The sequence below is a fragment of the Haloplanus rubicundus genome (assembly GCF_003342675.1).
GTDB lineage: Archaea > Halobacteriota > Halobacteria > Halobacteriales > Haloferacaceae > Haloplanus > Haloplanus rubicundus.
On record NZ_CP031148.1, the window covers coordinates 2,852,661 to 2,879,472 of the forward strand.

Consider the following 26,812-nt stretch of genomic DNA (forward strand, 5'->3'; position numbering starts at 1 on the left):
GGGAGCCCCCGTGGTCCTCCGGATCAGTCCGACTCCGCGCGAGCGTGCATTTCCTTGACGATACGATCCTTGGCCGTGCAGTTGGGACAGGCCCGGACGTCTCCGCGACCGTCACCGAAGACGGTCACGAACCGCTGTGAGACGTGCGCGCCACAGTACGTACAGGTCGGCATAACACCTAGCCGAGACTCCCCTCCATCTCGAGTTCGACGAGACGGTTGAGTTCGACCGCGTACTCGATGGGCAGTTCCTCCGTGATCGGCTCGATGAAGCCCGAGACGATCATCTGCTTGGCGTCGTCGTCGTCGAGGCCACGGCTCTGGAGGTAGAACACGTCCTCGTCGCCGATCTTCCCCACCGTCGCCTCGTGAGCCACGTCCACCGTCGACTCGTTGATCTCCATGTACGGCATCGTGTCGGAGGTGGATTCGTTGTCGAACATCAGCGCGTCACACTCGACCGACGTCGAGGAGTCCGCCGCGCCGTCCGCGATGTGGACCAGCCCGCGGTAGTTCGTGCGGCCGCCGTCCTTGCTGATGGACTTGGACTCGATGGTCGATTTCGTCTCCGGCGCGTTGTGGTACACCTTCGCCCCGGTGTCGATGTTCTGGCCCTCGCCCGCGAAGGCGATGGTGATGTGGTTGTCCGAGGCGCCGGGGCCTTTGAGCACCGTCGAGGGATACAGCATCGTCGCCTTCGACCCCATCGACCCCGAAATCCACTCCATGCGCCCGTCGGCCTCGACGAGCGCTCGCTTCGTGTTCAGGTTGTAGGTGTTTTTCGACCAGTTCTGCACGGTCGAATACTGCACGTGAGCGCCCTCGCCGACGAACACTTCGACGCCGCCGGAGTGGAGGTTGAACGCCGAATACTTCGGCGCACTGCAGCCCTCGATGTAGTGAACTTCCGAGTTCTCTTCGGCGATGATGAGCGTGTGCTCGAACTGGCCCATCCCCTCGGAGTTCATGCGGAAGTACGCCTGCACGGGCATCTCGACCGTCGTGTCCTCGGGGACGTAGACGAACGAGCCGCCCGACCAGATGGCGCCGTGGAGCGCCGCGAACTTGTTGTCGCTCGGGGGGACGCACTTCGTCATGAAGTGCTCGCGGACGAGGTCCTCGTGCTCCTGCACGGCCTCGTCCATGTTACAGAAGATGACGCCTTTCTCCTCCCACTGCTCCTGCATGTTCTGGTAGACGACCTCGGACTCGTACTGGGCGCCGACGCCCGAGAGGGCGTTCTTCTCGGCTTCCGGAATCCCCAGCTTGTCGAAGGTGTCCTTGATGTCGTCGGGCAGGTCCGTCCAGTCGTCGACGCTCTCGCGCGTCTCGACGTCCGGTCGGATGTACGGGATGATCTCGTTGACGTCGACCTCGGAGAGGTCGGGCTGGCCGGGCCAGTCCGTCGGCATCGGCATCTCCTGGAACTGTTCGAGCGCACGGAGGCGCCGCTTCAGCATCCACTCGGGTTCGCCCTTGTCTTCCGAGATGACGCGGATGGTCTCTTCGGTGAGACCCTTCTCGGCCTGGAAGGAGGAGCGCTCCTCCTTCTTGAACTCGAAGCGGGCCTCGGTGTCCGTCTCTTTGAGGTGATCTTGATCCGAACTCATCAGTCGTATTTTCGGATATGGAAGAATAAAGCTAGGGTAGCAAAACGGAATTTTGTAACTATAATCAGTTTCCTCTCGTCTATTCTGAAATTGTTCGTAGTTACAAAACACGACGTTCTGATCGGGTCCCGTCCCGAATCGGTCACGGCGGATCGACGAGTCACGGTGCTCACAGTCGAGGCGATCAGTCCGGGGATTCATTATCGTCGCCGCCGCGGGACCCGGTATGGACGGAACGACCGCCACCGAGCGGCGAGACGGGGGCGCATAATGCGCTCGCTCGCCCGCACCGCAGCCGGCGACCCACTCCTGGGCGACGACGACGGCTTCGTCCCCCTCGACGCGGCGTATCCCGACGTTTCGAGCGTCCGCGACGCGCTCCCGCGAGCGACCGAGGGCCTCCCGAACGTCGAGTCGGCGACGGCCGACCCTCTCTCCCGCGAGGGGATCACCTTCGGCCCGCCGCTCGCCGACCCCGGCAAACTGTTCGGCATCGGCCTCAACTACGCCGACCACGCGGCGGACCTCTCGGAGGACCCGCCCGACGAACCGGCGAGTTTCTTCAAACCGGGAACGGCGGCGACGGGGCCGGGGGGGCCGATCCGCCTGCCGCCGCGTGAGCAGTCCGACCGCGTGACTGCGGAGGCGGAACTCGCCGTCGTGATCGGCCGAACCTGTCGGAACGTCGCCGTCGAGGACGCCGACGACGTGATCGCTGGGTACACGCCCGTCGTCGACATGACCGCCGAGGACGTCCTCGAACGCAACCCCCGATTCCTCACGCGGGCGAAGAGCTACGACACCTTCCTCGTCCTCGGGCCGCACGTCGCGGTCCCCGGGCCGGGCGTGACGCTCGACGACATCGAGGTGCGGACAGTCGTGAACGGCGAGGTGCGGGCGCGAAACACCGTCGCGAACATGCACTTCTCGCCGCGGGAACTCGTCGCCTATCACTCCGAGGTGATGACGCTGGAGCCGGGCGACGTGATATCGACGGGAACGCCCGGCGCCCACCCCATCGAGCCGGGAGATCACGTGCGGGCCGAGGTGGACCGGATCGGGTCGGTGGCGGCGGACGTGGTGCGGTAGCCGCGGCGTGGACCGCCGCGAGGAGCGAAGGGTACAGGGCCGGTCGGGTCCTACCGACGGGTAATGAACGACGGCGGGGTCGAACTCACGGTCCGGAGCGCGGAGAAACGGGACGCGGGCCGTGGCATCGCACGGTTGCCGGAGGCCGCCCGAAAGCGTCTCGGCGTGTTGAGCGGCGACGCCGTCGCCATCGCGGGCGAGCGCGAGACGGTGGCGAAACTGTGGCCGGCGCGGGCCGGCGTCCCCGGCGACGCCATCCTGATCGACGCGGGGACGCGGGCCGACGCCGGCGTGGCCGTCGGCGACACCGTCCGGGTGTGCCGGGCGAGCGTCGCCGACGCTGATTCGATCACGCTCTCGGCGCCGTCGGGAGTCGATGCGGACCGCGAATCGGTGCGCCGCGAACTCCGACGGGCCATCGACGGCCGGCCCCTCCGCGACGGCGATCAGGTCCGGGTCGACAGCGTCGCCGCCGACCCCTTCGTGGTCGTGGAGACGCGACCCGACGGCGCCGTCCGGTCGATCGACGGGACCGAGGTGCGACTGATCGGTGGCGGGGCCGAGGGCGGGGACGGGGACGACCGGCCGTCGACGTCGGCCGACCCAGAGGTGGGGGACGGGACGGCCTCGTCCACCCCCACGCCGAGCGGCGACGCCCGCCCCGCGACGGGCGTCACCTACGAGGACATCGGCGGCCTCGACGACGAACTCGACCTCGTGCGGGAGATGATCGAACTCCCGCTTGCGGAGCCGGAGCTGTTCACCCGCCTCGGCGTCGACCCGCCGAAGGGCGTCCTGCTCTACGGCCCGCCGGGGACGGGCAAGACGCTGATCGCCAAGGCGGTGGCCAACGAGGTGGACGCCACCTTCATCTCCGTCTCCGGCCCGGAAATCGTCTCCAAGTACAAGGGCGACAGCGAGGAGCGCCTGCGCGCGGTGTTCGAGCGCGCCCGTGAGGAGGCACCGAGCATCGTCTTCTTCGACGAGATCGACTCCGTCGCGCCGAAACGCGAGGACGGCGGCGGGATGGAGGACCGAATCGTCGGACAGCTCCTCTCGCTGATGGACGGACTGGAGGCGCGGGGCGAGGTGATCGTCATCGGCGCGACCAACCGCGTCGACGACCTCGATCCCGCGCTCCGCCGCGGCGGGCGCTTCGACCGCGAGATCGAGATCGGCGTCCCCGGCGTCGCCGGCCGCCGCGAGATTCTCGACGTCCACACCCGGCGCGTCCCGATGACCGACGGCGTGGACCTCGACCGCCTCGCCTCCCGCACCCACGGCTTCGTCGGCGCCGACCTCGAATCGCTGGTGACCGAGGCCGCGATGTCGGCGCTCCGCCGCGCCAAACGCGAGGGGACGCCGACGGCCGACATCCGGGTGACTCGCGACGACTTCGAGACGGCGATGGCGAGCGTCGACCCCAGCGCCATGCGCGAGTACGTCTCCGAGGCACCGACGGAGGGGTTCGAGTCCGTCGGCGGCCTGGCGGAGGCGAAGGCCACCCTCGAACGAGCCGTGACGTGGCCGCTCACCTACGGCCCGCTGTTCGAGGCGGCGGACGCCGACCCGCCCTCCGGCGTCCTGCTCTACGGCCCGCCGGGGACCGGGAAGACCCTCCTCGCCCGCGCCGTCGCCGCCGAGAGCGAGGTAAACTTCGTCCGCGTGCAGGGTCCCGAACTGCTGGATCGCTACGTCGGCGAGAGCGAGAAGGCGGTCCGGGAGGTGTTCGACCGCGCCCGCCAGACCGCGCCGGCCATCGTCTTCTTCGACGAAATCGACGCCGTGGCGACCGACCGTGACCGCGCCGGCAACGAGGTGACCGAGCGCGTCGTCTCCCAACTCCTGACGGAGTTCGACGCCGTCGCGGACAACCCCAACCTGATCGTCCTCGCGGCGACGAACCGGAAAGCGACCCTCGACCCGGCGCTCCTCCGTGCGGGGCGGCTCGAATCGCACGTCGAGGTGCCGGCGCCCGACGAGGGCGCGCGCCGCGCCATCCTCGATGTCCACACCCGCGCCAAACCCCTCGCCGACGGCGTCGACCTCGACGACCTGGCGGCGCGGACGGCGGGCTACTCCGGTGCCGACCTCGCGGCCGTCTGCCGGGAGGCCGCCATGCTCGCGGTGCGGGCGGTGGCCGACGCCTACCCCGGTCCGGAGGCGAACGAGCACGCCGACGAGGTGTCGCTCTCGGCCGATCACTTCGAAGCGGCGCTCTCAGTCGTCGACCCGTCGCTTGGGTAGCGGTCGGACCCGGCGCACTCGTCGCGATGCCCTTCGGAGGGAACCCGCTCCGTCTCGGCGGCACCGCCCTCGTCGTCGGATAGACGTTCCGATGTCGGGCGGGGCGTACTCGGCTCAGTCGGATCGCGACCCGGGCGACCGACGCTCGACACAGGAGTCACACCCGCGCCGAGAGCGAGCGTAGAGCAACCAGCCGAAGAGGGCGACGCTCACCGCGCCCAGAAGCGGGCGGAGCGGGTCGAAATACGTCAGCAACGCGGAGCTACTGAACAGCGCGAGCAACACGGCGTTACAGGTCGGACAGCCGAACGCGAGAAAGCAGACGACCGTGCTCGCGGTCGCGGCCCCGTCGTCGGTTCGTCCGTCGGCCGGGCGCTGGAGCGTGTAGAGGCCGAGAAATCCGGCGGTGAGAACGAGAAACAGGTAATCTGGCATCGTCCGCGGGACTTGCCGGACGTAGAGCGGGTTCGGGAGCAGTCCCGTCACGACGCCGAAGAGGACGAACGAGCCAGCGCCGACGAGTGCCGAGGTGGCGAGACGCCTCCGTGAAAGGTGCACGCCACCCGGTTCGTCCACGAGCAGGTAAAGCGGACGGGGAGTTTGCACTATTGTTTAGAACTTGCATATCCGCATCCACCGTCCCAGCCCGAATTAGAGTGAATAAGCACCTTACTCCGAGATCGTTGTCCCTTTAGTAGTGGAACTCATGTACACATCCATGGAGGCCGAAGAGACCGACGCGACGACAGCTGTCTTCCGACTCCTCGCGGACGAGTACTCGCGACGGATCCTCCTCGCCGCGGATCGGGAGCCACGGACGGCGAAGGACCTCGGCGACATCTGCGACGCCTCGCTCGCGACAGTCTACCGGCGTGTCTCGACGCTTCAAGAACACGGCCTCCTCCGACAACACTCGACCGTCGGATCGGACGGGGCGCATCGGTGCCAGTTCGAGACGACGCTCGAAGAACTCCACGTCACGGTGTCCGACGGGGAGCTCGCGCTGTCGGTCGAGACACACGACGAGTTGGCGGACACCGTCACGTCGCCGGCGACGAACGTCCGGGACAGCCGATGATCGATTCCCCCGTCCTCGACGGCACTACCGCGTGCTAGACGCGTACTCCGAGACGAAGCCAATCGACAGACGGAACCCGCTCGCGACCTCACGTTCACGTATGCGCCGTTCGCTCCTGTCGATGCGCTGGACGGACATCCTCTTCGCCCACTGGTCGGTCGACCCCGGCGTCGTCGCGGCGACGCTCCCCGAGGGTCTCGACGTGGACACCCACGACGGCGACGCCTACCTCGGCGTCGTGGGCTTTCGGATGGAGTCGATCCGTCCCCGGGGCCTGCCGCGCTCGCTCGGACTCTCCTTCCCCGAACTGAACCTGCGGACGTACGTCCGCGGATCGGAGGGCGGCGGCGTCTACTTCTACAACCTCGACGCCGACGACCGGATCGGGGTGTCGCTGGCCCGCGGGCTGTTCCGGCTCCCCTACTACCGGGCGGCGATGCAGGTCGAAGACCGGGTGGACGGCGTTCGGTTCCGGAGTCGGCGCACCCACCGCAGGGCGTCGCCGGCGCGGTTCGACGCGACGTACCGACCGACGGGTGAGACCGACCCGGTCGCTCCGGGGTCGCTCGACGCCTTCCTCACCGAGCGCTACCGCTTCTACACCGAGAGCGACGGCGGCCGGCTCTACCGGGGTGAGATCGATCACCCGCCGTGGCCGCTGAGCGACGCGGCGCTCACGATCCGTGAGAACACGCTCTTCGCGGCGAACGGCTTCGACCGCCCGGGAGGCGAGCCGCACGTGCGGTACAGTCCGGGCATCGACGTGACGGCGGGGCGGATTCGGCGTAGCTAGTCCCAGAACGACTGCGTCCGCGCGTACTGGCGCTCCTGTTCGAGGATGTCCCGGTAGAAGTCGGCCTCGTTCTCGCGGAGTTTGGCGATGATCCGGGCGGCGTTGTGCGGGCCGACGCCGCGGGCGGCCATGGCGACGACGGCCTGCTTGCCGTGGCTCTGGACGAGGTTCGCCGACCGGTAGGCGCGTTCGGTCAGCCGCTCCTGTTCCTCGTCTTTCTCCCCGGCGCGCACCGCCTTCACCGCCTCCTCGTCCCACGGATTCAGGGCGGCGACTCGCGTCGACTCACACTCCGGACACCGCGGCTGGTCCGGGACGCGTTTCACCTTCGTCTTCCGCGTCCACTCCGTGCAGTGGAGGCAGGCGAGGATCACCCGGTCCTCGTGGATCCGCTCTTTCAGCGTCTCGACGACGCTCGCGTCCGCGTTCTCGGGGACGAGGAGTTCGCGCCCGCTCGACCGCCCACCGGTGCCGATGGGCGTCAGTTCCCGCGCCGTGACGAGGTCGACCTCGCCCGACTGGATCCGCTCCAGCACCGCGGCCGCTTCCTCGACGGCGAGGTCGGTGTGGAACACCTCACGGACCGCCTCGTCGTAGACGGGCGTGTCCTCCAGCGCCGCGAGCAGGCGGTCGGCGCCGAAGCGGCCCTGCCCCTGATACCGCTTGAGCGCACCGAACTTCGCGGCCACCTGCGCGAGCGTGAACTTCAGCGTCCCCGAGTTCTTGAGCGCGAGTTCGAGCAGGCTCTCGACGTGGCCGGGGTCCGTCGTCTCCAGCACTTCCACCACGTCGCTCGGGCCGGTGCGGCCGGGCACCTCCAGTTCGATCCGGTAGGGGTCGACCTCCATCCCGACCGACGAGCCGGTCTTCTGTCCGACGAGCGCGGAGCAGAGGCGCCCGAGCGTCTCGTTCACCTCGTGACCGAAGGCGGCGTCGACGACGACGGTCCGGCCCTGACCCTCGACGACGATTCGGTCGTTCGTCGGCGTCGGCGCGCCCGTCTCGACCTGCCGCTCCACCGGAGCGAGCGCCTCGGTCAGGGTGCGCTCGTCGCCCGGATACCGGGGCAGGAACTCGCGGGCGACGGCGATCCGGTCGCCACCGGTTTCGAACTGCCCAGCCGCGACGCCGCGCATCTCGCCGACTTCGCCGGCGACGGCCGCGGGGACGGGAATCTCCGACCCCGTCCACGACGGCACCTCGCCCGCCGGGTCCTCGATGGGCGTCACCTCCACCCGCGTCTCCTCCTCGTCGACTTCCGTGATGCGCCACATCTCGCCGCGCTGGATGAACGTCTCGCCCGGCGTCGCGAAGTTGAGGACGAACTTCTCGTCCAGCGTCCCGACCGTCTCCCGCGAGGAGAGGTCGTACACCTCGTAGGTCTCCTCGTCGGGGATCATCGAGAGGTTGGCGTAGAAGTAGCGCCACGTCCCCCCCGACTTCTCCAGCCGGTCGGCCTCTTCCTCCAGCCACAGGAGGCGGTTGCCCGAGAGTTCGCGCACCACCTCGCGGAACCCCGCCTCGGAGAGGTCACGGAAGGGGTACGCCCGCGTCAGCGTCTCGTAGGCGTCGCGGGCGTCGATTTCGCCGTGGTCCATCACGAGGCCGACGGTCTGGTTCGCCACGACGTCCAGACTGCCGTGGTGGATCGCGGCGGGTTCCACCTCGCCCGCGACGGCCCGGCGGGCGATGGCCAGCGCCTCGAACGTGTCGTCCGGGTGATCGACGAGGATGGTCCCCTCGGAGACGGCGTCGCGGCGGTGGCCCGCGCGGCCGACCCGCTGGAGCAGCCGGGCCACCTCCCGGGGGCTCCCGTACTGGACGACGTGATCCACCCGCCCCACGTCGATGCCGAGTTCCATCGAGGAGGTACAGACGAGGCCGTCTATCTCGCCGCTCTTGAACGCCTCCTCCACGTCGATGCGGGCCTCCTTCGAGAGCGAGCCGTGGTGGACGCCGATGGGGGCGTCGAGTCGTTTGAACCGCGATCCCAGCGCCTCCGCCGTCTGCCGGGTGTTGACGAACACCAGCGTCGACTCGTTCTCGGCGACGATGTCCCGAATCGCGCGGACGTGGCTGGCGATGTCAACGTCGGTCGCGAGTTCGCCCGCCAGTCGCTCGTCCTCGTCGGTCGGGTCGGGGTTCCGGACCCGGAAGTCGACGTTCGTACCGGCGTCTACCTCCACGAGCGTACAGCCCCGGTCGCCAGTGAGGAACTTGCCCACCTCCGCGGGCGATCCGACCGTCGCCGAGAGGCCGATGCGCTGGAAGGGATCGGCCAGGTTCCGGAGGCGTTCGAGACCCACCGTCAACTGCGCGCCACGCTTCGAGGAGGCGAGTTCGTGCACCTCGTCGACGACGACGTGTTCCACGTCCGAGAGTGCTTTCCGGAGCTTTTCGCCCGTCAGCATCGCCTGCAGCGTCTCCGGCGTCGTCACCAGCACGTCCGGCGGGTCGTCGGCCTGCTTGCTCCGCTGGTACTGCGTGGTGTCGCCGTGACGGACGTCCACCTCGACGTCGAGATACTCGCCCCACCAGTCGAGGCGTTCGCGCATGTCGCGGTTGAGCGCCCGGAGGGGCGTGATGTAGAGCGCCGAGACCCCGAAGCGGTCCTCCGCACGGTGGATCGAATCGAAGACGGGGAGCATCGCCGTCTCCGTCTTGCCCGTCCCCGTCGGCGCGAGGACGAGGGCGTTCTCGCCGGCGGCGAGGGGCGGGATCGCGCGGCGCTGTGGCTCCGTCGGCGTCGAGAAGCCACGTTCGGAGAGCGCCGCCCGCACCCGGTCGCCGAGGTGGGTGAAGGCGTCCATCCCGGCGACCGGCGTCCCGTCTGCCATCGGCCCCCGTAACGGTCCGAGCGGATTAAGACCACCGTTCGTGGGGCGAGTCGGCCACAAGGATTAGTCCGTCGGCGAACAACACGTCTGCATGCCCGTTCCATTCGTCGGCGCGCTCGTCACGTTCGTCGTCAGTGCGCTCGTCGGCGGCCTCGCCATCTACGTGGGCGCGCGGGTCGTCGCGGACGTCGACGACTACGGCCGTGCGGTCGTCACGGCCCTCCTCGGCGCCCTCGGCTGGGCGGTCGTCTCGTGGCTTCCGCTGATCGGCCCCGTCGTCGCCCTGATCGTCTGGATCGGCGTCCTGAAGTGGCGCTACCCCGGCGGCTGGGGGACGGCCGCCGTGATGGGACTCGTCGCCTGGATCGCGGCGCTGGTCATCCTCTTCGTCGTGAACGCCGCGTTCGGCGTCGGCATCGGCGCGTTCGGCGTGCCGGGCGCGTAGGCCGGGCGCCGTCACACCCGCCGGTACGCGCCCAGCCGCGTCCCGTCGAGCAGGTACGCCTCCGCGTCGTCGGCGAGGCCGTCGGGGAGAAACGGCGAGAGAAACGTCTGCCCGTCGACGTTGATCCACGTCCCGCCCGAGCGGTCGTTGAACGCCGGGAAGACGACGAGTTCGGAGTCCCCCCAGCCCAGCGACTCGGGCGCCACCTCGAAGTGGTCGGCGAAGGGTTCGAGGCGGAGGCGGCCCCGGAGCCACGCCTTCTCCGTCCGGCCGCCGCCCACCGCGTCCTCCAGCCGAACCTGCGGGTGTTCGTGGCCCATACACACCGTCTCGGCGCCGAGGACCGCCCGGTCGGGCCAGGTGTGGCCGTGGACGAACCCCACGTCCCCCAGTCGCAGGCCGCCGGCGTCGGCCACCTCGATCCGGTCGTAGGCGTCCGCGACGCCGCCGTCGTGGTTGCCGGGGACGAGCGTCAGCGGAACGGCCAGCGCGTCGAGCAGTCGCTCCACCTCGTCGCGCTCGCCCTCGCCGGGGTCGCCGATCCGGTGGACTAGGTCGCCGACGACGACGACGCGGTCCGGCGACACGCGATCACGGAGCGCACACAGGCGTGCGCGGCGACCGTCGGCGTCGCTCCGGAGTTCGACGCCGCGCTCGTAGCGGAGGCCGGCCTCGATGCCGGCGTGGTAGTCGGCGACGACGAGCGCGCGCTCGGCGCCGCAGTCCGCGACGGCGGCCGGCGCTCCGGGCACCGGTTCGACGAGCGCCATCCGCTCAGATCGCTTTCAACCGATCTTCGCTCGGCTCGTAACACTTCCCGCTCATCAGCGCGTCCTCGATGGCGTCGGCGACAGCGCCCGGATCGGCGCCGTACTCCTCGACCACCGCGGCGACCACCTCGTCGTGGGGCGCGCCGTCGCCGTCGTCGAGGTCCGACATGGCGTCGACGGCTGCGGCTTCGAGGTCCACGTCGGCAGCCGCGTCGGCGTCGGCGGCGTCGGACCCCGTGTCAGCGTCAGCGTCGGCGGCGTCGGACCCCGTGTCAGCGTCAGCGTCGGCGTCGCCGTCGGCGTCGCCGTCGGCATCCGCGTCGGCCGCGGCCCCCGCCTCGGCCGACGCCTCGTCCAGTTCCTCCGGCCCCGGAACGTCGATGCCGGCCTCGCCCGGATCGTCGACTTCTGCGCCGCTCTCGAAGCCCACGTCGAACTCCTCCTCGACCTCGCGACGCTCCTCCTCGTCGAGTTCGTAGAGGTCGTCTTCGGAGTCGCCGGCGTCGAAGTCACCGATGGCATCCTCGGAGTCGCCGGCGTCGAACTCGCCGAGGGTGTCGTCCGCCGCCGATGCGTCCGCCGCCGATGCGTCCGCTGCCGATTCGTCCGCCGCCGATGCGTCCGCTGCCGATTCGTCCGTTGCCGATGCGTCCGCTGCCGATTCGTCCGCCGCCGATGCGTCCGCTGCCGATTCGTCCGCCGCCGATGCGTCCGCCGCCGACGCATCCGACTCGTCCGTCGCCGTGGCGTCGGCCGTCGTCGCGTCCGCGGACGCGTCGCTCGGCCTCGAGGTAGCCGGCTCGTCCGTCGCCGTCTCGGCTTCCGTCGTCGTGGTGTCGGCAGTCGACGCCGCCGTCGATTCGACCGCCGCCGGTTCGGCGGTGGCCGGGGCGTCGTCGGGCGACGCCCGCCGAACGGCCTCCGGAAGCGGGCCGAGTGACGTGGTGCCCGCGTCGTCGGGCGCCACGTCGAGCGCCCGCACCTCGTCGCGGTCGCCGGCGACGACTTCGAGGGCGTCGAGGGCGACTTCCCGCACGGCGTCGAGGTAGGCGACCGTCGTCCCGTAGTGGTCGAGGGCGACCGGGATGCCCGCAGCCAGCGACTCGTCGTAGCCGCGGTCCAGCAGGGCCGCCGCCAACTCGTCGCCCCGTTCGTCCATGGCGAGCGCGTCGGCCATCGCCGCGACGCGGCGGAGCGTCGCCTCGGCGGCCGAGACGGTCCACCGGTCTCGCGTCTCGGCGTCGACGGTCGATACGCTCTCCGGACGAACCGAGGTGTACACCCGGTCGCTATCCTCGGGCTGGAAGGTTCGGCCCTTGCCCGTGAGCGCGACGAAGGCCGGCGGGTCGGTCCGCTCGAAGAAGGCCGCGGCGTCGGGCTGGTACTGCCCGGCGTAGGAGACGAAGGCGCCGGTCGGGTCGACGACGCGGGCGCGGAGCACGTCGTCGTTGACCGACTCCACCTCCGTGAGGACGCCGACGGCGAACAGCCGGTTCACCCGCGCGCCGGTGGGCGTGACGACGTACTTCGGCGCCCGCTCCTCGTCGCTCTCGGCGTAGGAGAGGGTGGCGTCGTCGAACTCGGCGGCGAAGAGGCGATAGGCCACCTCGCGGCGGCCGGGACCGTCGTCGGAGGCGCTCATCGCGCCACCCCCGCGAGGAGTTCGCTCGCCCGGTCCGCCGGGTCGTCCGCGCTCTCCGCGAACTCGTCGGCGTCGAGGTTGGCGCCGTACTCGTCGACCGAGAGCGATCCCCGGACCCGGTACTCGCGGCCGACGATGCGGTCACGGATTTCGTCCGCCACCACTTCCTTGTCCATCGCGTCCCGGGCCGCGCGCTTCGCGTCCTCGACTCCGCCGCCGTACACCGCGGCGGTCAGGTCGGTGTCGAGGACGGCCGTCACCGTCCCCGTTCCGTCGTCGAGGATGGCCTTCACGCGCAGGTCGTCCTCGCCCTCGACGTCGCCGTGGGCGCGACACTGCCCGTTCTGGACGACGCGCCCACACTCCGGACACCGCTCGATCAGGCCGGAGCCGTCGCGCACCTCGATGACGTTGCCGACGAGTTCCACGTCGAACAGGCCGCCCGAGTCGACGGCCTCGCCGACGCCCATGTGGGGCGCCGTCGCGGGCGCGGTAATCTCGCGGTCCAGCCGCCGAACCGTCGAGAACTCCGTGACGTTCACCTGCGGCACGCCGCGATACTCGCGGACGTACACGTCTTCGAGACGGACCGACGCTCCCTCTTCGACGTCGGCGTGGGGATCCCAGTCGGTCAGCGGGAGCCGCGCCGTCTCGTCGGCGACGACGCCCGAGAGGATTTCCGTCTCGCCGTCGCGGCCGTCGATGGTCCGGCGGTCGAGTTCCTGTACCGTCACCTCGACGGCCCGCCCGCGGTCGCCGGGTTCGAGGTCGACCAGGTCGCGGTCGCCACCCACCTCGTACGGCGTCTCGATCGCCTCCGACGCCGCGGCGACGGTGGTGTTCGTCCCCAGATTCAGTTCGGGCCGGCCCTCCCACTCGCGGACGTTCGCGTTGCCCACGGTGATCGAGTCGCCGGGTTCGAAGTCGAACTCCTCCCACGCGGTGTAGGAGATGCGTCCCGTCGCGTCCGCGAACTCGCCCTCGCGGATCACCTGATCCTCGCCCTGGTAGCGGATGGAGCGGGTCCCCTTCGTGAGCACCCGGACCGTCGCGGTGACGGAGCCGTCGTCCGGCGTCACGTCGGCGACGGACTTGGCCGTCGGTGCCGACGACGAGGAACCGCCGTCGCCGCCGTGTTTGCGGCGGATGCTCGCCTTGGCTTCCTCGACTGGGACGTTGTACTCCAGCAGGCTCTGCAGGTCCTCTTTGACCTCCGCTTTGTCTACGCCGAGGTCGGAGGCGAGTTCCTCGGCATGATCGTCGACGTTCATCGGGTGGGGCGTTGGTCGTGCCGGCATAAAAAACGACGACTCCCGACCTTTTGCTGCGGTCGCTCGCTTCGCTCGCTCCCTGGCAAAAGCTCGATCAAAAGCCGTCGTCCCTCCCTCCGCGAGACGGCGAGCCGTCTCGCTTCGGTCGGTTCTCGGCCCGCTCGCTCCCTGCGGTCACTCGCGGTCGACGAACTAGTCGACAGCCGGCGTCAGACCGAAGTCGCTGCGCGCCAACTCCGACCGTGCCACCCGTCCTCACCGTCACCGGGCGCGACGTGCTGTTCGCTCACTGGCCTCTCGACTCGGCCGTCGTCGAGTCCCGCGTCCCCGACGCCCTCGACGTGGCGACGTTCGACGGGTCCGCGTGGGTGAGCGCACTCGCCATCGAGGTGCGCGGCTTCGGTCCCGGACCGGTCCGACTCCCGCGGCGGCTGGAGCGGGGACTCCCCCAACTCGTCTTCCGGACGTACGTCACGCTGGACGGACAGTTGGGTGTCTACTTCCTCTCGCTCGACACCGGCGCGCGACTCCCGGCGGCGGTCGGGCGGCGGGCGTTCGGCATCCCCATCCACCGCGCGTCGATGCGGATAACCCGTCGGGACGAGACGGTGACGTTCCGGAGCCGGCGCGACGGAGACCCGCCGGCCGTCTTCCACGCACGATATCGGCCGACTGGGGAGCCGTACCGGGCGGAACCGGACTCCTTCGAGGCGTTCGGCATCGAGCATTTCCGGTACTTCCTGCCGGCGGACGAGGACCGGCGCGTGGGGACCGGGCGACGCTCCGGTGGGGGCGTACGGGTCGGCGAACTCGACCGGGAGCCGTGGGACCTCCGGTCGGTGGACGCGACGATACGGGCGAACGGCCTCTTCGAGGCGGCCGATCTGCCGGCGCCGACGGCCGATCCGGTCGTCCACTACAGTCCCGGGTTCGAGATGCGGGTCGAACCGCTCCGGGCCGCGTCGACCACCGAAAGCGGTTTGCGCCCCGACGCGAAGTGATCGGCATGGAAGTCGTCGTCAACGCGGCGACGAGCGTGGACGGGAAGCTCTCGACCCACGAGCGTCGACAGGTGCGCATCTCCGGCGACGCGGATTTCGACCGCGTCGACCGCCTGCGCGCGTCGGCCGACGCCGTCCTCGTCGGCGTCGGGACGGTCCTCGCGGACGACCCGCATCTCGGCGTGAAATCGGAGGACAGACGGGTCGAACGCCTGCGCAACGGGCGCCCCGCCAGCCCGGCGCGGGTCGTCGCCGACTCCCGCGCCCGTACGCCGTCGGACGCGACGCTGTTGAACGACGACGCCGAGACGTATCTGCTCGTCTCGGCGGCGGCGCCCGAGGACCGACTGGCAACCCTGCGCGACGTCGGCGCGACGGTGATCGAAGCGGGCGAGGAGCGGGTCGACCTGCCCGCCGCGCTGGACGCTCTCGAAGCCGAGGGGGTGGAGCGCCTGCTCGCCGAGGGCGGAGGCGAACTCATCTACTCGCTGTTCTCGTCCGGTCTCGTCGACGAGTTGAGCGTCTTCGTCGGCTCGCTCGTCGTCGGCGGACGGGACGCGCCGACGCTCGCCGACGGCGAGGGGTTCGTCGCGGACTTCCCGACGCTCGACCTCCGGAGCGTCGAACGCCTCGACGACGGCGTCGTGCTCACCTACCGGACGGAGTGACGGTCGTGCGCCCGGCCGCCCGAACGACTCAACCGTTAAGGGGTTCGCGTGGCTACGGGCTCGTATGAGCAAATCGACCGCGGAGGGGGAACCCATCCACGTCGAAGACGCCGACCACCTCGACGAACTCATCGCCGAGAACGCCGTCGTTCTCGTCGACTACTACGCCGACTGGTGTGGCCCCTGCAAGATGCTGGAGCCGACGGTCGAGGAGATCGCGGCCGAAACCGAAGCCGTCGTTCTGAAAGTCGACATCGACGAACTGCAGGCGCTCGCTCAGGATCGGGGCATCCGGAGCGTCCCGACGCTGGAGTTCTACGCGAACGGCGAGCAGGCCGAGCGACTCATCGGCGTCCAGGACAAGTCGAACCTCGTCGAGATCATCGACGACCTCTCCTAACCGTCCCCGTCGACGAGGACGCTCACGAGCATCCGCTCGCGGTCCAGATCGGGAGTCGGCCGAGGTGTCCGCGCGGCGTAGGTGCTCGAGTCGAGTTTCGTGAGGAAATCGACCGCCGAGGACCGCGACCCGTCTTCGGACGTGGGGCTCGTCGTCGAGGGAGCGTATAGCGTTACTGTGAGTAACAGAGTGAACGAGCGATTCGAAACGGGCGACGTACGACGGAAGTTGTAATGGTAGCGGTGAACCACAGATCGATCGAGCTGCTGTTTCGGGGCGGTGCTGACCCTGCTCGTCGACGTACGGTTTCAGCCGATAAAAATAAGTCAACTCGCTGTGATTTTACTCGGTGGGAAAATCGTCTCGATGACTGCGGGGGAGCGTCGATAGCCGGGCGGCCGGTACTGGGAGTTGGAACCCATGAACGAGGACCCGAACGAACGGATTGCGGCCGAACTGCTACATGAGTTGGGGTTCAAGAAGTACGAGGCCCGGTGTTTCGTGGCGTTGTCGCGCCGGCCACAGGGGACGGCGAAGGCGATCAGTGACATCTCCGAGGTCCCCCGCACCCGCGTCTACGACGCGATCAAGGCGCTGGAGACGAAGGGGCTGGTCGAGGTACAGCACTCGAGTCCCAAGCAGTTCCGGGCCGTATCGATCGACGAAGCGATCGGAACGATCCGCGCCGAGTACGAGGAGCGGACCGAGGCGCTCCGGACCGCGCTCCGGAACCTCGACCGGATCGACGATACCGACGAGGCGGAGGTGACCCACGAGGTCTGGTCGCTGTCGGGATCGGCGAGCATCGACGGCCGGGTCGGACAGTTGATCGACGAGGCGACCGAGGAGGTGATCATCGTCAGTCGCCACGGATCGGTGTTCTCCGAGGAACTGCTCGACCGTCTCCGGACGGCCAGCGACCGCGGGGTGGACGTCGTCGTCGGGACGTGGGACGAGTCGATCCGCGAGCGAATCGAGGCCAACCTCCCGGACGCAGAGGTGTTCGTCTCGGGCATCGAAGTGCTCACCGAGTCGCCGTTCCCCGACGACGAGACCGACCTCGGACGCCTCCTGCTGGTCGATCAGTCGGCCATCCTCGTGAGTTCGTTCACCGGTGACGACGACGCTCACGAGCGGGCCGTGTTCGGGCGGGGGTTCGACAACGGGCTGGTAGCGGTGGTACGGCGGCTGATGGCGACGGGATTTACCGACGGGATCGTCGCCGAGGAGTGAGCCGGCGGCCGAGACTATATACTCCCGGAGGAACTACCTCGCGGTATGATTTCGCTGGACGAGGCCGTCACCGCACGCCTCGAATCCCACGGCGAGCGGTTCGAGGTACTGATCGACCCCGATGCGGCGCTCGCGATCAAACGCGGCGAGTTCGACGGCGACCTCGAGGACGTCATCGCCGCCGAAGACGTCTTCGAGGACGCCTCGCGGGGCGACCGCCCCGCCGAGAACGATCTGGAGGAGGTGTTCGGCACGACCGACCCCCTCGAAATCATCCCGGAGGTGGTCAAGCGGGGCGAGATCCAGATCACGGCCGACCAGCGCCGCGAGATGCAAGAACAGAAGCGCAAGCAGTTGATCAACCGCATCGCGCGCAACGCGGTCAACCCGCAGATGGACGACGCGCCCCACCCGCCGGAACGCATCGAGCGGGCGCTGGAGGAGGCGGGCTTCCGCGTCGATCCGATGGAGCGGGTCGAGACGCAGGTCGACGACGCCCTCGACGCCCTCCGCCCCGTCATCCCCATCCGCTTCGCCGAGGTGACCGTCGCGGTACAGGTGCCCGCCGACAAGGCCGGGAGCGCACAGTCGAAGATCCGCCAGTTCGGCGACCTGGACCGGGAGGAGTGGCAGGCCGACGGCTCGTGGATCGGCGTGCTCACCTTCCCCGCAGGGATGCAAAACGACTTCTACGACCTGGTGAACGAGGTGACGAGCGGCGAGGCGGAGACGCGCATCGTCAAAGACGAGGACGACCTGAACGTCAGGTAGTTATCCCCGCCGGAAGCCGAGCAGGAACCCGCCGGTGAAGCCGGCCGACACCGAGAGCGTCGAGAGGATGGTCGACAGCCAGCCGGGCGGGCCGCTCGACGCCGCGCCCTCACCCGTCTGCAACAGTCCGGCCGACAGCGCCGCCCAGTCGACGGTGAGGATTTCGCGCGACTCCAGGAACTTGAACAGCGCGAGTTCGAGACCGACGATGATCGCGATGACCTTCGCCAGTTTCTTCGCCGCGAACCCGATGATGCCCCCGATGACGGCGCCGCCGCCGAACTCCAACCCCAACTGCTGTGGGTCGATCCCCAGTTGTAACCCGACCAGAAGCCAGTCCATACCATCAGTGGGCCGGTCGCGGTTAAGTCGTTTGTGGCGCGGGCGGTCCGATGCCCGGAGGGGACGTGACCGTCGGAGAGCGCCCGGAAGACGGAGCCGGAGCGATGAGAGCGCACACGCCGGAGCCGTCAGTCCTCGACGATGACGGCCCCCCGCATACCGGTCTCGTTGATGACCTCCTGGAACGGGACGCCGGGAGAGGAGTGGTGGAAATGCGGCCCACCGTGAGGTTCACAGAAGTAGAGGTAGAGCCCCGGGTCGGTGAACGTGTGGCTGAAGTCGGGCGCCGTCTCCGTGGGCTCCGCGGGCTCCGGCGGGCCGCTACCGAACGACCCGTCCAGCGCGACGACGTTGTGTGGGATGATATTGAAGAGCAATGGCCCGTCGGGATCTTCGGGATCCGCGGGAGGCGATTCGGTGTCGTCGTAGGTTTTCCACTCCCACCTGACGGTCGTCCCGGTCGACACCCGAACCACCCGCGGCGTGAACCCGAACGGCAACGTCTGGGGCGGCGGCCCGAACGGCGGCACGTTCGGGAAGTTCACCTGAGTCAGGGCGTTGTTCGCCACCACGACTTCCTCCTCGCCGGTCCGGTCGGCGACGACCCCGTCCCACGGCTGGTCGTTGAGCGGCGCGTCGTCGTTCACGAAGGCCGAGAGCCGGTCGCCGGTGCCGTCGTTGTGGCGGCACTGCTCGGTGTAGAAGGTCAGCGAGAACCGCACCGAGTCGCTCTGAATCTCGTTGGCGTGGTCGACCGGCAGCCACCACACGAACCCGACCGAATGCTCCCCGGCGGAGAAACAGCCCTGCTCGCCCGTGCCGCCGCCCTCCTCGGCGGAGATGTCGCCGTCGAGCGCCGCACCCAGCCCCGAGAGCTCTCCCAGAATCTCCCGGAGCGACCCCCGCGACCCGAACGTCTCGTCGCCGTCGACGTAGTTGTCCCCGTCGTCGATCCAGTAGGCGGCCCGGACGGCGTCGAGGAGTTCGACGACGCCCTCCTCCTCGTCCGGGTCGTCGGCCTCGGGTTCCGTGTACCCGTTCTCCGAGGCCGTGGCGTCGGCGACCTGCAGCCAGACGTACCCCGGATTGTCACACAGCGCGAAGTCGAACGTGACCTCGCCGTGGTCGCCGGGCTTGACGTCGTCCAGTTCGACGACCGGCCGTTGGAGGTCCTCGGCGTCGGTGCCGTCCGGACAGGACGCGTCGCCGTCCGCGTGTACCAGGGTGTTCGCGAGGAACTGCTGTAAGTCGCTCTCGGTGGCGAACTCGATACCCGGGACCCTCGTCGGTCCCGGCTCGAACCGGGCCTCGCCGTCGGTCATGGTGACGTCGGCGTCGTCGATGCCGTCCAGTTCGTCCACAGACCAGTCCGAGTAGTGAACCGAGTACGCCGCCTTCATATCGAGCGTTCCGGCCACGAGCGAGTTGTTCGTGAACGACTCCTGATCGCTGAAGAAGGCACTCGTCCCCACCCCCGCCCCCGCCGACGCGACGCCGACGGTACCGAGGGCGGCGAGTGCTTTCCGTCGTGAGAGCGTGAATTCCTGTGGCATCGTGGCTCCCCTCCCGGGGAGGTCCCACCGATGGAGTCGAACCATCGACCGACCTGTTGCCGAACCGGGCGCGAGACGGGACCGGCTACGTCGGAAAACCTGTTAATTAATTGTATATTATTCGGCGGCGACGGTCGGCGAAACGACTCACGAGCCCCGGCCGAGCGGAGTTTAAGTGGTTCGAGCACCTACCACGACAGGAAACGTGCAGGGAATCCACACGACTCGGACGGTGGACCGATGAGGGCCGTCGTCGCCAAACGCGTCGAGCGCGGGGACGCCGACCTGAGCGAGATCGAGGACCTCGCGCGCGCCGCGGGCTACGAGGTGGTGGGCGAACTCACCCAGACCCGTGAGGAGGACGCCGCCTACGCCTTCGGCGAGGGGAAAGTCGAGGAACTCGCGGTACTCACGGAGCGCGTCGACGCCGACGCCGTGATCGTCGACAACCGCCTCGGTCCCTACCAGACCTACAACATCGGGGGCAAACTACCCGAGAGCGTCGAGGTTGTCGACCGCTTCACGCTCATCCTCGACATCTTCGGCCAGCGGGCCCAGACCCGCAAGGCCCAGCTGCAGGTCGAACTCGCGGAACTCCGGTACGAACTGCCGCGCGCCGAGGCCAAGACCAGCCTCGCCAAGCGCGACGAGCGGCCGGGGTTCATGGGCCTCGGCGAGTACGACGAGAGCCGCGAGCGCGACATCAAAAACCAGATCGCGGACATCAAGCGGGAACTCGACGCCATCGCGGAGAAAGAGGAGACCCGACGCGACCGGCGCCGCGAGTCCGGGTTCGACCTCGTCGCCCTCGCGGGCTACACGAACGCCGGGAAGTCGACGCTGATGCGCCGTCTCGCCGCCGAACTCGACGTGGACGAGAACGAGGGTCGCCACCCGGACCTCGACACCACCGCCGAGAGCGAGGACCGCCTCTTCACCACGCTGGGCACCACCACCCGCCGCGCCGACACCGGCAAGCGGGACGTACTCCTGACCGACACCGTCGGCTTCGTCTCCGATCTTCCCCACTGGCTGGTCGAGTCCTTCGAGTCCACGCTCGACTCCGTCTATCACGCCGACCTCGTCCTCCTCGTCGTCGACGCCAGCGAGTCGGTCGAGGCGATGCGCGAGAAACTCGTCACCTGCCACGACACGCTCTACGAACGCAACGAGGCGCCCATCGTCACCGTGTTGAACAAGATCGACCGGGTCGACGACGACGAACTCGCCGAGAAGCGGGAGGCGCTGTCGGCGCTGGCGCCCAATCCAGTCGCCGTCTCCGGGCTGACCGGCGAGCGCGTCGCCGAACTCCGCGACCGGATCGAGCGCGAACTGCCCGACTGGCAGTTCGAACGTCTCGTCCTCCCCATGGCCGACGACACCATGAGCCTCGTCTCGTGGGTCCACGACCACGCCAACGTCGAGAGCGAGGCCTACGAGGGCGAGCAGGTCGTCCTGGAGTTCGAGGCGCGACCCTCCATCGTCGAACGCGCCCGCGCGAAGGCGAGCGACCTCACGGCCGTCGACGCCTAGAGTTCCCGTTTCGTCTTCTCGATCACCCGCACGTCACGGATCGCGGTGTCGGGGTACTCGCCCTCGTCGTCCTTCTCGGCCGCCTTCACCATGTCCCAGACGACGTTCAGCCCGGTGGTGACGCCCTCCAGCGCCTCCATCTCGCAGCCGGTCTTGCCCGTCGTCTCGACGGCGACGGTCAGGGTCACTAGCTCGTCGCCCACGTCGAACTCCGTCTCGACGTTCGTGATCGGGATCTGGTGACACATCGGAATCGTCTCCCAAGTGTGTTTGACCGCCTGCACGGCGCCGACGCGCGCCGTCGCCAGCACGTCGCCTTTCCCGATTTCGTCGTCGCGGATGGCTGCGATGGTGCTGGGTTGGAGGTGAATCTCGCCGCGCGCGACCGCCCGTCGCGACGTGTCTGGCTTGTCGCCCACGTCGACCATCTGGACGTTCCCGGTCTCGTCGGTGTGGGTCAGGTCGTCCTGTGGGTCACTCATCGGCACCACCCCACAGCGCCCGCGGCAGTTCGGGTAAGAGGTCGCTCGCCAGCAGGCCGTACCCCTGCCGGTCGACGATCCGGTCGCCGGCGAGGCCGTTGGCGTAGGCGGCGAGCGTCGCCGCGTCGACCGGCTCCTGCGTCGAGAGGAGCGCCCCCGCCATCCCGGCGAGCACGTCGCCGGTGCCGCCGACGGTCATCCCCGGGTTGCCGGTGCGGTTCGCCCGGGCGTCGGCGCCGTCGGAGATCACGTCGTAGGCGCCCTTCACCAGTAGGGTGTGCCCGATATCGGCCGCGAAGTCCGCCACGGCGTCGAGTCGCGCCCGCCAGTCGTCGGCGCTCGGGCCGCCCATCCCCCGGAGTTCGCCCTGATGGGGCGTACACAGCAGGGTGGCCTCTGTCTCCACTTCCGGCACCACCTGCAGGGCGTCGGCGTCGATCACCGCCCGCCCGTCGTAGTCGGCGAGGAAGTCGCCGACGGCGGCGAGGGTCGCCTCGTGGTCGCCGAGTCCCGGGCCGAAGACGACGGCGTCGTGGTCGGCCGCGAGCGTCCGGACGTGGTCGAGGCCCTCGGCCGTGAGTCGGTCGCCGTCGAACGGGCGGAGGATCAGCCCCGCCTCGAACCCCTGGACCTCGCGGGCGACGGCGCGGGGACAGGCCACGCGCACCAGGTCGGCGCCGGCTCGCATCGCCGCCTGTGCGGCCAGGGCGGGCGCGCCCGTGTACGGCCCGCCGCCGACGACCAGTACCTCGCCGAAGTCGCCCTTGTGGGCGTCGCCGGGGCGGGTGAGGACGCGCCGGTCGCCCGGCCCCGCGAACAGTTCCGCCGTCTCGGGGATGCCGATGTCGGCGACGGTCACGTCCCAGTCGTCGAGACCGGGTTTGGCGTCGTGGAACGTGACGACGTGGTCGGCGTCGACGGCGACGCCAGCCGCCTCGCCCGTGTCGGCGTCGACGCCGGAGGGCACGTCGACGGCGAGTACGGTCGCCCCCGACTCGTTGATCGCCGCCGCGGCCGATCGCTCGGGTTCGCGGAGCGCGCCCGCCACACCCGTCCCGAGCATCGCGTCGACGACCACGTCGGGGGCGCCGAGGTCGAGGTCCCGGGAGTCGCGGACGACGCGGGAGTCGTACTCGGCTCGCTCCAGGGCGGTCCAGTTCTCGCGGGCGATGTCCGTCGAGATGGTCTCGGGGCGACCCAGCAGATGGACCGTGGCGTCGTAGTCGTCGAGGAAGCGCGCGGCGACGAAGGCGTCGCCGCCGTTGTTGCCGCGGCCACAGACCAGCGCGACCGAGTCGTCGGGGTCCGCGACCCGTCGGACCGCGGCGGCGACGGCGTTGCCGCTCGACTCCATCAACTGCTTGCGCGGGACGCCGAGGGCGGCCGCGTTCTCGTCGACCGCGGCCATGCGTTCGGCTGTGATCATACCCGAACGTTGCCCCGACGGCCGTTATACTATTCGCCACGGCGCGAACGCAACCCTTGTTTCACCGGCCGTCGAAACCCGGTCACGTGACCCGCCGGCTCTTCACCTCCCTCTGTGGCCTCGTCTTCTGTGCCAACTTCGGCCGCGTGGCCTTCGCGCCCCTGCTGGAAACCTTCCGCACCTCCTTCGAAGTGGGGACGGCCGGGCTGGGACTGGTGACGACGCTCGTCTGGGTCGGGACGGCCGTCCCCCGCATCCCCGTGGGCTATCTCGTCACGCGCGTCCCGCGGGGTCGGATCGTGATGGGCGCCGGGGCGTTGCTGACCGCGGGCGCGGCGCTGACCGCCGTCGCCACGTCACTCCCGCTTCTACAGGTGGGCGCCTTCGCCCTCGGCGTCGCCTCGGGCGCGTACTACGCCGCCGCCGTCCCGCTCATCGGCGACCTCTACCCCGACGCGGTGGGGCGGGCGGTCGGGGTCCACGGCACGGCGGCGCAAGCGGCGGCCGTCGTCGCGCCGGCGCTGACCGTCGCCCTCGTCGCCACCGCGTCGTGGCGCGCCGTCTTCTGGCTGCTCGCGGGGCTGGGCGCGCTCCTGACGCTCGCGCTCGTCGGCGTCGCCCGGCGACGGGCGGGCGGCGTCCCCCGCGGCGCGGACCGCGACTTCCGGGCGGCGCTCGGCCACTGGCGGGTCATCCTCGCTGCCGTCGTGATGATCGGTGGCGCCGGCTTCGTCTGGCAGGGCGTGTTCAACTTCTACGTCACCTACCTCGTGGCGAGCAAGGGGCTGGCGGCGGAGCGGGCGGGCACGCTCCTGACCGTCGCCTTCGCCGCCGGCCTGCCCGCCTTCTGGGTGGGCGGCCGCCTCGCCGACCGCCTCCCACACGTCCCGTACATCCTCGGCCTCGGTGCGGGCGTCGCCGCCGGCGTCGCGGCGCTGACCGTCGCGCAGTCGCTGCCCGCGCTCGTGGCCGTGAGCGTCGCGCTCGGCCTCGCGGCCCACAGCCTCTTTCCCGCGCTCGACGCGTACGTCCTCGGCGCGATACCCGACAACCGCGGGAGCGCGTACGCGGTGTACGGCGGCCTCGCGCTCCTCGTCCAGGCCACCGGGAGCGGCGCCGTCGGCGTCCTCGGCGAACGGTTCGCGTTCGACGCCGTCTTTCAGGGGTTCGCCGCGGGACTGCTCGCGCTCGTGACCCTCCTCGCCGGCCTGTATCTGATCGGCGGCTTCCCGACGACCGACGCCGCGTGAACGTATCACCTCGCTTACCGAACGAAATTGTGGCGAAGGATTTTTAATCTGGATTCGTAACCCACGACCCGATGTCAGGGCTCTTACCCTCCCATCTAGAGCGGGACGTGACGCCCGAGGGGGACGGCGAGCTCCGCGTCCTGTCCCTGACGGACGACGATGCGGAACGCCTGATCGGGTCGGTCTCCTCCGAGACGGCCCGGTCCATCCTGACCGCGCTGGAAGAGCGCCCCGCGACCGCGTCGGAACTCGCCGACTCGGTGTCGACCTCCCTCCAGAACGTGCGCCACCACCTCGGCAACTTACAGGAGGCGGGCCTCGTCGAAGTCGCCGGCACGCGCTACTCCGTGAAGGGTCGCGAGATGAAGGTGTACGCGCCGAGTCAGGACTCGCTGGTCGTCGTCGGGTCGGAGGCGGACAAGGAACGATTTCTGGACTCGCTGGATCGACTGGTCGGCGTCCTCGCCGTCCTCGCGGTCGGCGCGTTCGCCGTCCAGCGGGCGTTCGGCAGCGGCGTCGTCGACCTCGGCGGCCCGGGAACGGCGCCCCGCGTCGGCGACGGCGTCGGGAGCGCGACCGGCCCCCTCCTCGGTCTCGTCCCCCCCGGCGTCGCCTTCCTCGCCGGCGGCCTCCTCGTCGTCGCCCTCCTCGCGGCCTGGAACCGATACACCGACTGAAACACGCCTATGCCTCCCCGCTCCCGCGTCGCACTCCTCACCGTCGTCGTCGTCCTCGCAGCCGTCCAGCCGACGCTGGCGGGGACGGCGCCGACCGACGGGTCCCGGAGCGTCGGCGACGTGGGGCCGACCGTCGGCGCCGCGATAGAACGCCACCCGTCCGGGGCCGGCGCCACCGCCGACGCGCTCCGGTCGGTTCGGGCCGACACCGTCCACGAACGCGGCCACACGGGCACGGGCGTCTCGGTCGGCGTCATCGGGCAAGGGTTCGAGACGGAGGACGCGCTCGAACCCCACACCGCCGGCTGGCGACAGGTCGGTGACGGCCCGCGCTCGACCGCCCACGACACCGCCGTCGCCGAAGTGGTGTCCGAGACGGCGCCGGACGCGAACCTGTATCTCGCGGGCGTCGGCCGGACGCCCACGCCCGCGGAGTACGCCGCCGCCGTCGAGTGGCTGACCGCCCGCGGCGTCGACATCATCGTCGACTCCGGGAGCTACTTCCCGAGCGTCGCGGCCGACGAGCGACGGATCACCGCCGCCGCCGAACGGGCGAGCGACCGGGGCGTCGTCTTCGTCACCTCCGCCGGCAACTACGCGAACCGCCACTGGGCCGGGCCGGGCACCGCCGAGGGCTGGGTCGCCTTCGACGACGGCGACGCGGCGAACGCCCTCGCCGACGGCCAGCGGCTTCGGGGACGGGTGACCGTCCGCCTGCGCTGGCGCTCCGCCGCCGACTACGACCTGTATCTCTACCGCCGCCTGCCGAACGGCGACGACCCGGTCGTCGCGAAGTCCGTCGCCGACGAGGCCAGTCCGGGGCCCTCCATCGAGGGTATCGACGTGGCGGTGCCCGCGGGCCGGTACTACGTTGCCGTCTACGCCGACGACGGCGTCACCGACCCCGACCGCGTACAGGTGTTCGCCGCCCGGCACGAACTCGAACACACGACCGCCCGGGGGAGCATGCTCGCCCCCGCGACGAGCGACCGCGTGGTCGCCGTCGGCGCCGCGGCGGACGGCGAGCGCCTCGACTACAGTTCGCTCTCGGCGACGGGGGCGGTGGATCTGACCGCGCCCGCCGACGCCCGCACGCGCGCCGACCCCGACCTCACCGGCACGTCCGCCGCCGCCCCGTACGTCGCCGGCACCGCGGCGCTGGTGACGGCCGCCGGCGGCGACCCCTCGCCCGCCCGCGTCGAGTCCATCCTCGAACGCACCGCCGCGGGCGAGGGCGAGACGGTCGACGCGCTGGCCGCCGTCGAGGCTGCGACGGCGGCGGGTGCAGGGCCGGCGGCCGTCTCCGACGCGTCCGACGGGGGCTCGGCTGGCCCCACCATCTCGACCGACGGGACGGCGACGCTGGTCGACGTGTCCACCGGCCCCGAGGACGACGAGCGGCGGGTGACCGACGCGACGACGGACGCGACGGGGGCGGACTCGGTCGACCGCGCCGCACGCAACGTCACCCGACCGGCTGGCGACGGAGAGCGGGCCGACGAGGAGCGCCGGACCGACGAGGGTCGCGACGGTACCGCGCGCGACGACGCCCGGGAGAACGGGGCCGACGAGCGAAACGGCGATGCGGGTGCGGACCGAAACACGGAACGTGACGGACGGGACCGCGGAACGGAGTCGACCGACGGGGAGCGACGCGACGACACGTCCGACCGGCGGGACGGGGCGCGGTAACCC

The 26,812-nt window shown here is 70.0% G+C and carries 25 protein-coding genes; 14 read left to right on the plus strand and 11 right to left on the minus strand.

Annotated features, from left to right (window positions below; all coding sequences use genetic code 11):
• Positions 1-23 precede the first annotated feature (23 nt).
• On the minus strand, positions 24-173 hold the full coding sequence (locus DU484_RS20835; protein WP_449405114.1) for a DUF7563 family protein: 150 nt from the start codon (positions 171-173) through the stop codon (positions 24-26).
• Positions 174-178: 5 nt separating this feature from the next.
• Positions 179-1,609, minus strand: a complete 1,431-nt coding sequence (sufB, locus tag DU484_RS15745) for a Fe-S cluster assembly protein SufB (protein WP_114586887.1) — start codon at positions 1,607-1,609, stop codon at positions 179-181.
• A 270-nt stretch (positions 1,610-1,879) separates the two neighbouring features.
• Between sufB and DU484_RS15750 the strand changes: the two genes are divergently transcribed.
• Together DU484_RS15750 and DU484_RS15755 are read left to right on the plus strand one after the other, a co-directional pair.
• Complete coding sequence (locus tag DU484_RS15750; protein WP_114606398.1) at positions 1,880-2,698, plus strand: fumarylacetoacetate hydrolase family protein; 819 nt, start codon at positions 1,880-1,882, stop codon at positions 2,696-2,698.
• Positions 2,699-2,761: 63 nt separating this feature from the next.
• On the plus strand, positions 2,762-4,945 hold the full coding sequence (locus DU484_RS15755; RefSeq protein WP_114606399.1) for an AAA family ATPase: 2,184 nt from the start codon (positions 2,762-2,764) through the stop codon (positions 4,943-4,945).
• Between the two features lie 114 nt (positions 4,946-5,059).
• Here the strand turns inward: DU484_RS15755 and DU484_RS15760 are convergent, their stop codons facing one another.
• Positions 5,060-5,503 (minus strand): hypothetical protein, encoded by a 444-nt coding sequence (locus DU484_RS15760; RefSeq protein ID WP_114587299.1) that lies wholly within the window; start codon positions 5,501-5,503, stop codon positions 5,060-5,062.
• Between the two features lie 160 nt (positions 5,504-5,663).
• On the opposite strand from DU484_RS15760, the gene DU484_RS15765 reads away from it, so the two are divergent.
• Entirely contained in the window at positions 5,664-6,023 is a 360-nt protein-coding gene (locus DU484_RS15765) for an ArsR/SmtB family transcription factor (protein ID WP_114606400.1), read from the plus strand.
• Positions 6,024-6,123: 100 nt separating this feature from the next.
• Positions 6,124-6,816 carry a YqjF family protein gene (locus DU484_RS15770; protein WP_114606401.1) on the plus strand — a complete coding sequence of 231 codons (693 nt, stop codon included), beginning with the start codon at positions 6,124-6,126 and terminating at the stop codon, positions 6,814-6,816.
• Here the strand turns inward: DU484_RS15770 and DU484_RS15775 are convergent.
• A complete protein-coding gene (locus tag DU484_RS15775) occupies positions 6,813-9,653 on the minus strand; it encodes a DEAD/DEAH box helicase (protein WP_114606402.1) in 2,841 nt (946 codons plus the stop codon). The genes DU484_RS15770 and DU484_RS15775 overlap by 4 nt on opposite strands.
• 91 nt (positions 9,654-9,744) lie before the next feature.
• Here DU484_RS15775 and DU484_RS15780 point away from each other — a divergent pair, with 91 nt between their 5' ends.
• The gene (locus DU484_RS15780) at positions 9,745-10,098 is read left to right on the plus strand and encodes a hypothetical protein (protein WP_114606403.1); all 354 of its coding nucleotides are present in this window, start codon (positions 9,745-9,747) and stop codon (positions 10,096-10,098) included.
• 11 nt (positions 10,099-10,109) lie between these two features.
• Here the strand turns inward: DU484_RS15780 and DU484_RS15785 are convergent, their stop codons facing one another.
• From DU484_RS15785 to DU484_RS15795, 3 genes are read right to left on the minus strand one after another with little or no spacing between them, the layout of a single operon-like run.
• The gene (locus tag DU484_RS15785; protein WP_114586894.1) at positions 10,110-10,868 is read right to left on the minus strand and encodes a metallophosphoesterase; all 759 of its coding nucleotides are present in this window, start codon (positions 10,866-10,868) and stop codon (positions 10,110-10,112) included.
• 4 nt (positions 10,869-10,872) lie between these two features.
• Positions 10,873-12,510, minus strand: coding sequence for a hypothetical protein (locus tag DU484_RS15790; RefSeq protein WP_114606404.1), 1,638 nt, complete (start codon positions 12,508-12,510; stop codon positions 10,873-10,875).
• On the minus strand, positions 12,507-13,781 hold the full coding sequence (locus DU484_RS15795; protein WP_114586896.1) for a Single-stranded DNA binding protein: 1,275 nt from the start codon (positions 13,779-13,781) through the stop codon (positions 12,507-12,509). Before DU484_RS15795 ends, DU484_RS15790 begins: the two co-directional genes overlap by 4 nt.
• Positions 13,782-14,023: 242 nt before the next feature.
• On the opposite strand from DU484_RS15795, the gene DU484_RS15800 reads away from it, so the two are divergent.
• The 5 genes from DU484_RS15800 to DU484_RS15825 all read left to right on the plus strand — a co-directional run bounded on the left by DU484_RS15800 (position 14,024) and on the right by DU484_RS15825 (position 17,854).
• Positions 14,024-14,782, plus strand: coding sequence for a YqjF family protein (locus tag DU484_RS15800; protein ID WP_157969379.1), 759 nt, complete (start codon positions 14,024-14,026; stop codon positions 14,780-14,782).
• A 5-nt stretch (positions 14,783-14,787) separates the two neighbouring features.
• Positions 14,788-15,450: a 2,5-diamino-6-(ribosylamino)-4(3H)-pyrimidinone 5'-phosphate reductase gene (locus DU484_RS15805; RefSeq protein ID WP_114606405.1), complete on the plus strand. Its 663-nt coding sequence runs from the start codon at positions 14,788-14,790 to the stop codon at positions 15,448-15,450.
• A gap of 64 nt (positions 15,451-15,514) precedes the next feature.
• Positions 15,515-15,850 (plus strand): thioredoxin, encoded by a 336-nt coding sequence (gene trxA, locus DU484_RS15810; protein ID WP_114586899.1) that lies wholly within the window; start codon positions 15,515-15,517, stop codon positions 15,848-15,850.
• 420 nt (positions 15,851-16,270) lie between these two features.
• Positions 16,271-17,083 carry a TrmB family transcriptional regulator gene (locus tag DU484_RS15820; protein ID WP_187347716.1) on the plus strand — a complete coding sequence of 271 codons (813 nt, stop codon included), beginning with the start codon at positions 16,271-16,273 and terminating at the stop codon, positions 17,081-17,083.
• A 45-nt stretch (positions 17,084-17,128) separates the two neighbouring features.
• On the plus strand, positions 17,129-17,854 hold the full coding sequence (locus tag DU484_RS15825; RefSeq protein WP_114586901.1) for a ribosome assembly factor SBDS: 726 nt from the start codon (positions 17,129-17,131) through the stop codon (positions 17,852-17,854).
• Here DU484_RS15825 and DU484_RS15830 read toward each other — a convergent pair whose 3' ends face one another.
• Both DU484_RS15830 and DU484_RS15835 read right to left on the minus strand, forming a co-directional pair.
• Positions 17,855-18,196: an FUN14 domain-containing protein gene (locus DU484_RS15830; RefSeq protein ID WP_394338747.1), complete on the minus strand. Its 342-nt coding sequence runs from the start codon at positions 18,194-18,196 to the stop codon at positions 17,855-17,857. It abuts the gene before it with no gap.
• Between the two features lie 128 nt (positions 18,197-18,324).
• Positions 18,325-19,749, minus strand: a complete 1,425-nt coding sequence (locus tag DU484_RS15835) for a plastocyanin/azurin family copper-binding protein (protein ID WP_114606407.1) — start codon at positions 19,747-19,749, stop codon at positions 18,325-18,327.
• Positions 19,750-19,989: 240 nt separating this feature from the next.
• On the opposite strand from DU484_RS15835, the gene hflX reads away from it, so the two are divergent.
• Positions 19,990-21,282 (plus strand): GTPase HflX, encoded by a 1,293-nt coding sequence (hflX, locus tag DU484_RS15840; RefSeq protein ID WP_114606408.1) that lies wholly within the window; start codon positions 19,990-19,992, stop codon positions 21,280-21,282.
• Here the strand turns inward: hflX and moaC are convergent.
• Positions 21,279-21,764 (minus strand): cyclic pyranopterin monophosphate synthase MoaC, encoded by a 486-nt coding sequence (moaC, locus tag DU484_RS15845; RefSeq protein ID WP_114606817.1) that lies wholly within the window; start codon positions 21,762-21,764, stop codon positions 21,279-21,281. The genes hflX and moaC overlap by 4 nt on opposite strands.
• Positions 21,757-23,190, minus strand: coding sequence for an NAD(P)H-hydrate dehydratase (locus DU484_RS15850; protein WP_114606409.1), 1,434 nt, complete (start codon positions 23,188-23,190; stop codon positions 21,757-21,759). Before DU484_RS15850 ends, moaC begins: the two co-directional genes overlap by 8 nt.
• Before the next feature lie 86 nt (positions 23,191-23,276).
• Between DU484_RS15850 and DU484_RS15855 the strand changes: the two genes are divergently transcribed.
• The 3 genes from DU484_RS15855 to DU484_RS15865 all read left to right on the plus strand — a co-directional run bounded on the left by DU484_RS15855 (position 23,277) and on the right by DU484_RS15865 (position 26,809).
• A complete protein-coding gene (locus DU484_RS15855) occupies positions 23,277-24,440 on the plus strand; it encodes an MFS transporter (protein ID WP_114606410.1) in 1,164 nt (387 codons plus the stop codon).
• A 71-nt stretch (positions 24,441-24,511) separates the two neighbouring features.
• Entirely contained in the window at positions 24,512-25,117 is a 606-nt protein-coding gene (locus DU484_RS15860) for an ArsR/SmtB family transcription factor (protein WP_114586905.1), read from the plus strand.
• 9 nt (positions 25,118-25,126) lie between these two features.
• On the plus strand, positions 25,127-26,809 hold the full coding sequence (locus DU484_RS15865) for a S8 family serine peptidase (RefSeq protein ID WP_114606411.1): 1,683 nt from the start codon (positions 25,127-25,129) through the stop codon (positions 26,807-26,809).
• The last annotated feature ends 3 nt before the right edge of the window (positions 26,810-26,812 follow it).

Excerpts from the sequence above, each read along its gene's own strand:
- DU484_RS20835 (WP_449405114.1), bottom strand. The coding sequence starts at position 173 with ATGCCGACCTGTACGTACTGTGGCGCGCACGTCTCACAGCGGTTCGTG.
- sufB (WP_114586887.1), bottom strand. The coding sequence starts at position 1,609 with ATGAGTTCGGATCAAGATCACCTCAAAGAGACGGACACCGAGGCCCGC.
- DU484_RS15750 (WP_114606398.1), top strand. The coding sequence starts at position 1,880 with ATGCGCTCGCTCGCCCGCACCGCAGCCGGCGACCCACTCCTGGGCGAC.
- DU484_RS15755 (WP_114606399.1), top strand. The coding sequence starts at position 2,762 with ATGAACGACGGCGGGGTCGAACTCACGGTCCGGAGCGCGGAGAAACGG.
- DU484_RS15765 (WP_114606400.1), top strand. The coding sequence starts at position 5,664 with ATGGAGGCCGAAGAGACCGACGCGACGACAGCTGTCTTCCGACTCCTC.
- DU484_RS15770 (WP_114606401.1), top strand. The coding sequence starts at position 6,124 with ATGCGCCGTTCGCTCCTGTCGATGCGCTGGACGGACATCCTCTTCGCC.
- DU484_RS15775 (WP_114606402.1), bottom strand. The coding sequence starts at position 9,653 with ATGGCAGACGGGACGCCGGTCGCCGGGATGGACGCCTTCACCCACCTC.
- DU484_RS15780 (WP_114606403.1), top strand. The coding sequence starts at position 9,745 with ATGCCCGTTCCATTCGTCGGCGCGCTCGTCACGTTCGTCGTCAGTGCG.
- DU484_RS15785 (WP_114586894.1), bottom strand. The coding sequence starts at position 10,868 with ATGGCGCTCGTCGAACCGGTGCCCGGAGCGCCGGCCGCCGTCGCGGAC.
- DU484_RS15790 (WP_114606404.1), bottom strand. The coding sequence starts at position 12,510 with ATGAGCGCCTCCGACGACGGTCCCGGCCGCCGCGAGGTGGCCTATCGC.
- DU484_RS15795 (WP_114586896.1), bottom strand. The coding sequence starts at position 13,781 with ATGAACGTCGACGATCATGCCGAGGAACTCGCCTCCGACCTCGGCGTA.
- DU484_RS15805 (WP_114606405.1), top strand. The coding sequence starts at position 14,788 with ATGGAAGTCGTCGTCAACGCGGCGACGAGCGTGGACGGGAAGCTCTCG.
- trxA (WP_114586899.1), top strand. The coding sequence starts at position 15,515 with ATGAGCAAATCGACCGCGGAGGGGGAACCCATCCACGTCGAAGACGCC.
- DU484_RS15820 (WP_187347716.1), top strand. The coding sequence starts at position 16,271 with ATGAACGAGGACCCGAACGAACGGATTGCGGCCGAACTGCTACATGAG.
- DU484_RS15825 (WP_114586901.1), top strand. The coding sequence starts at position 17,129 with ATGATTTCGCTGGACGAGGCCGTCACCGCACGCCTCGAATCCCACGGC.
- DU484_RS15830 (WP_394338747.1), bottom strand. The coding sequence starts at position 18,196 with ATGGACTGGCTTCTGGTCGGGTTACAACTGGGGATCGACCCACAGCAG.
- DU484_RS15835 (WP_114606407.1), bottom strand. The coding sequence starts at position 19,749 with ATGCCACAGGAATTCACGCTCTCACGACGGAAAGCACTCGCCGCCCTC.
- hflX (WP_114606408.1), top strand. The coding sequence starts at position 19,990 with ATGAGGGCCGTCGTCGCCAAACGCGTCGAGCGCGGGGACGCCGACCTG.
- moaC (WP_114606817.1), bottom strand. The coding sequence starts at position 21,764 with ATGAGTGACCCACAGGACGACCTGACCCACACCGACGAGACCGGGAAC.
- DU484_RS15850 (WP_114606409.1), bottom strand. The coding sequence starts at position 23,190 with ATGATCACAGCCGAACGCATGGCCGCGGTCGACGAGAACGCGGCCGCC.
- DU484_RS15860 (WP_114586905.1), top strand. The coding sequence starts at position 24,512 with ATGTCAGGGCTCTTACCCTCCCATCTAGAGCGGGACGTGACGCCCGAG.
- DU484_RS15865 (WP_114606411.1), top strand. The coding sequence starts at position 25,127 with ATGCCTCCCCGCTCCCGCGTCGCACTCCTCACCGTCGTCGTCGTCCTC.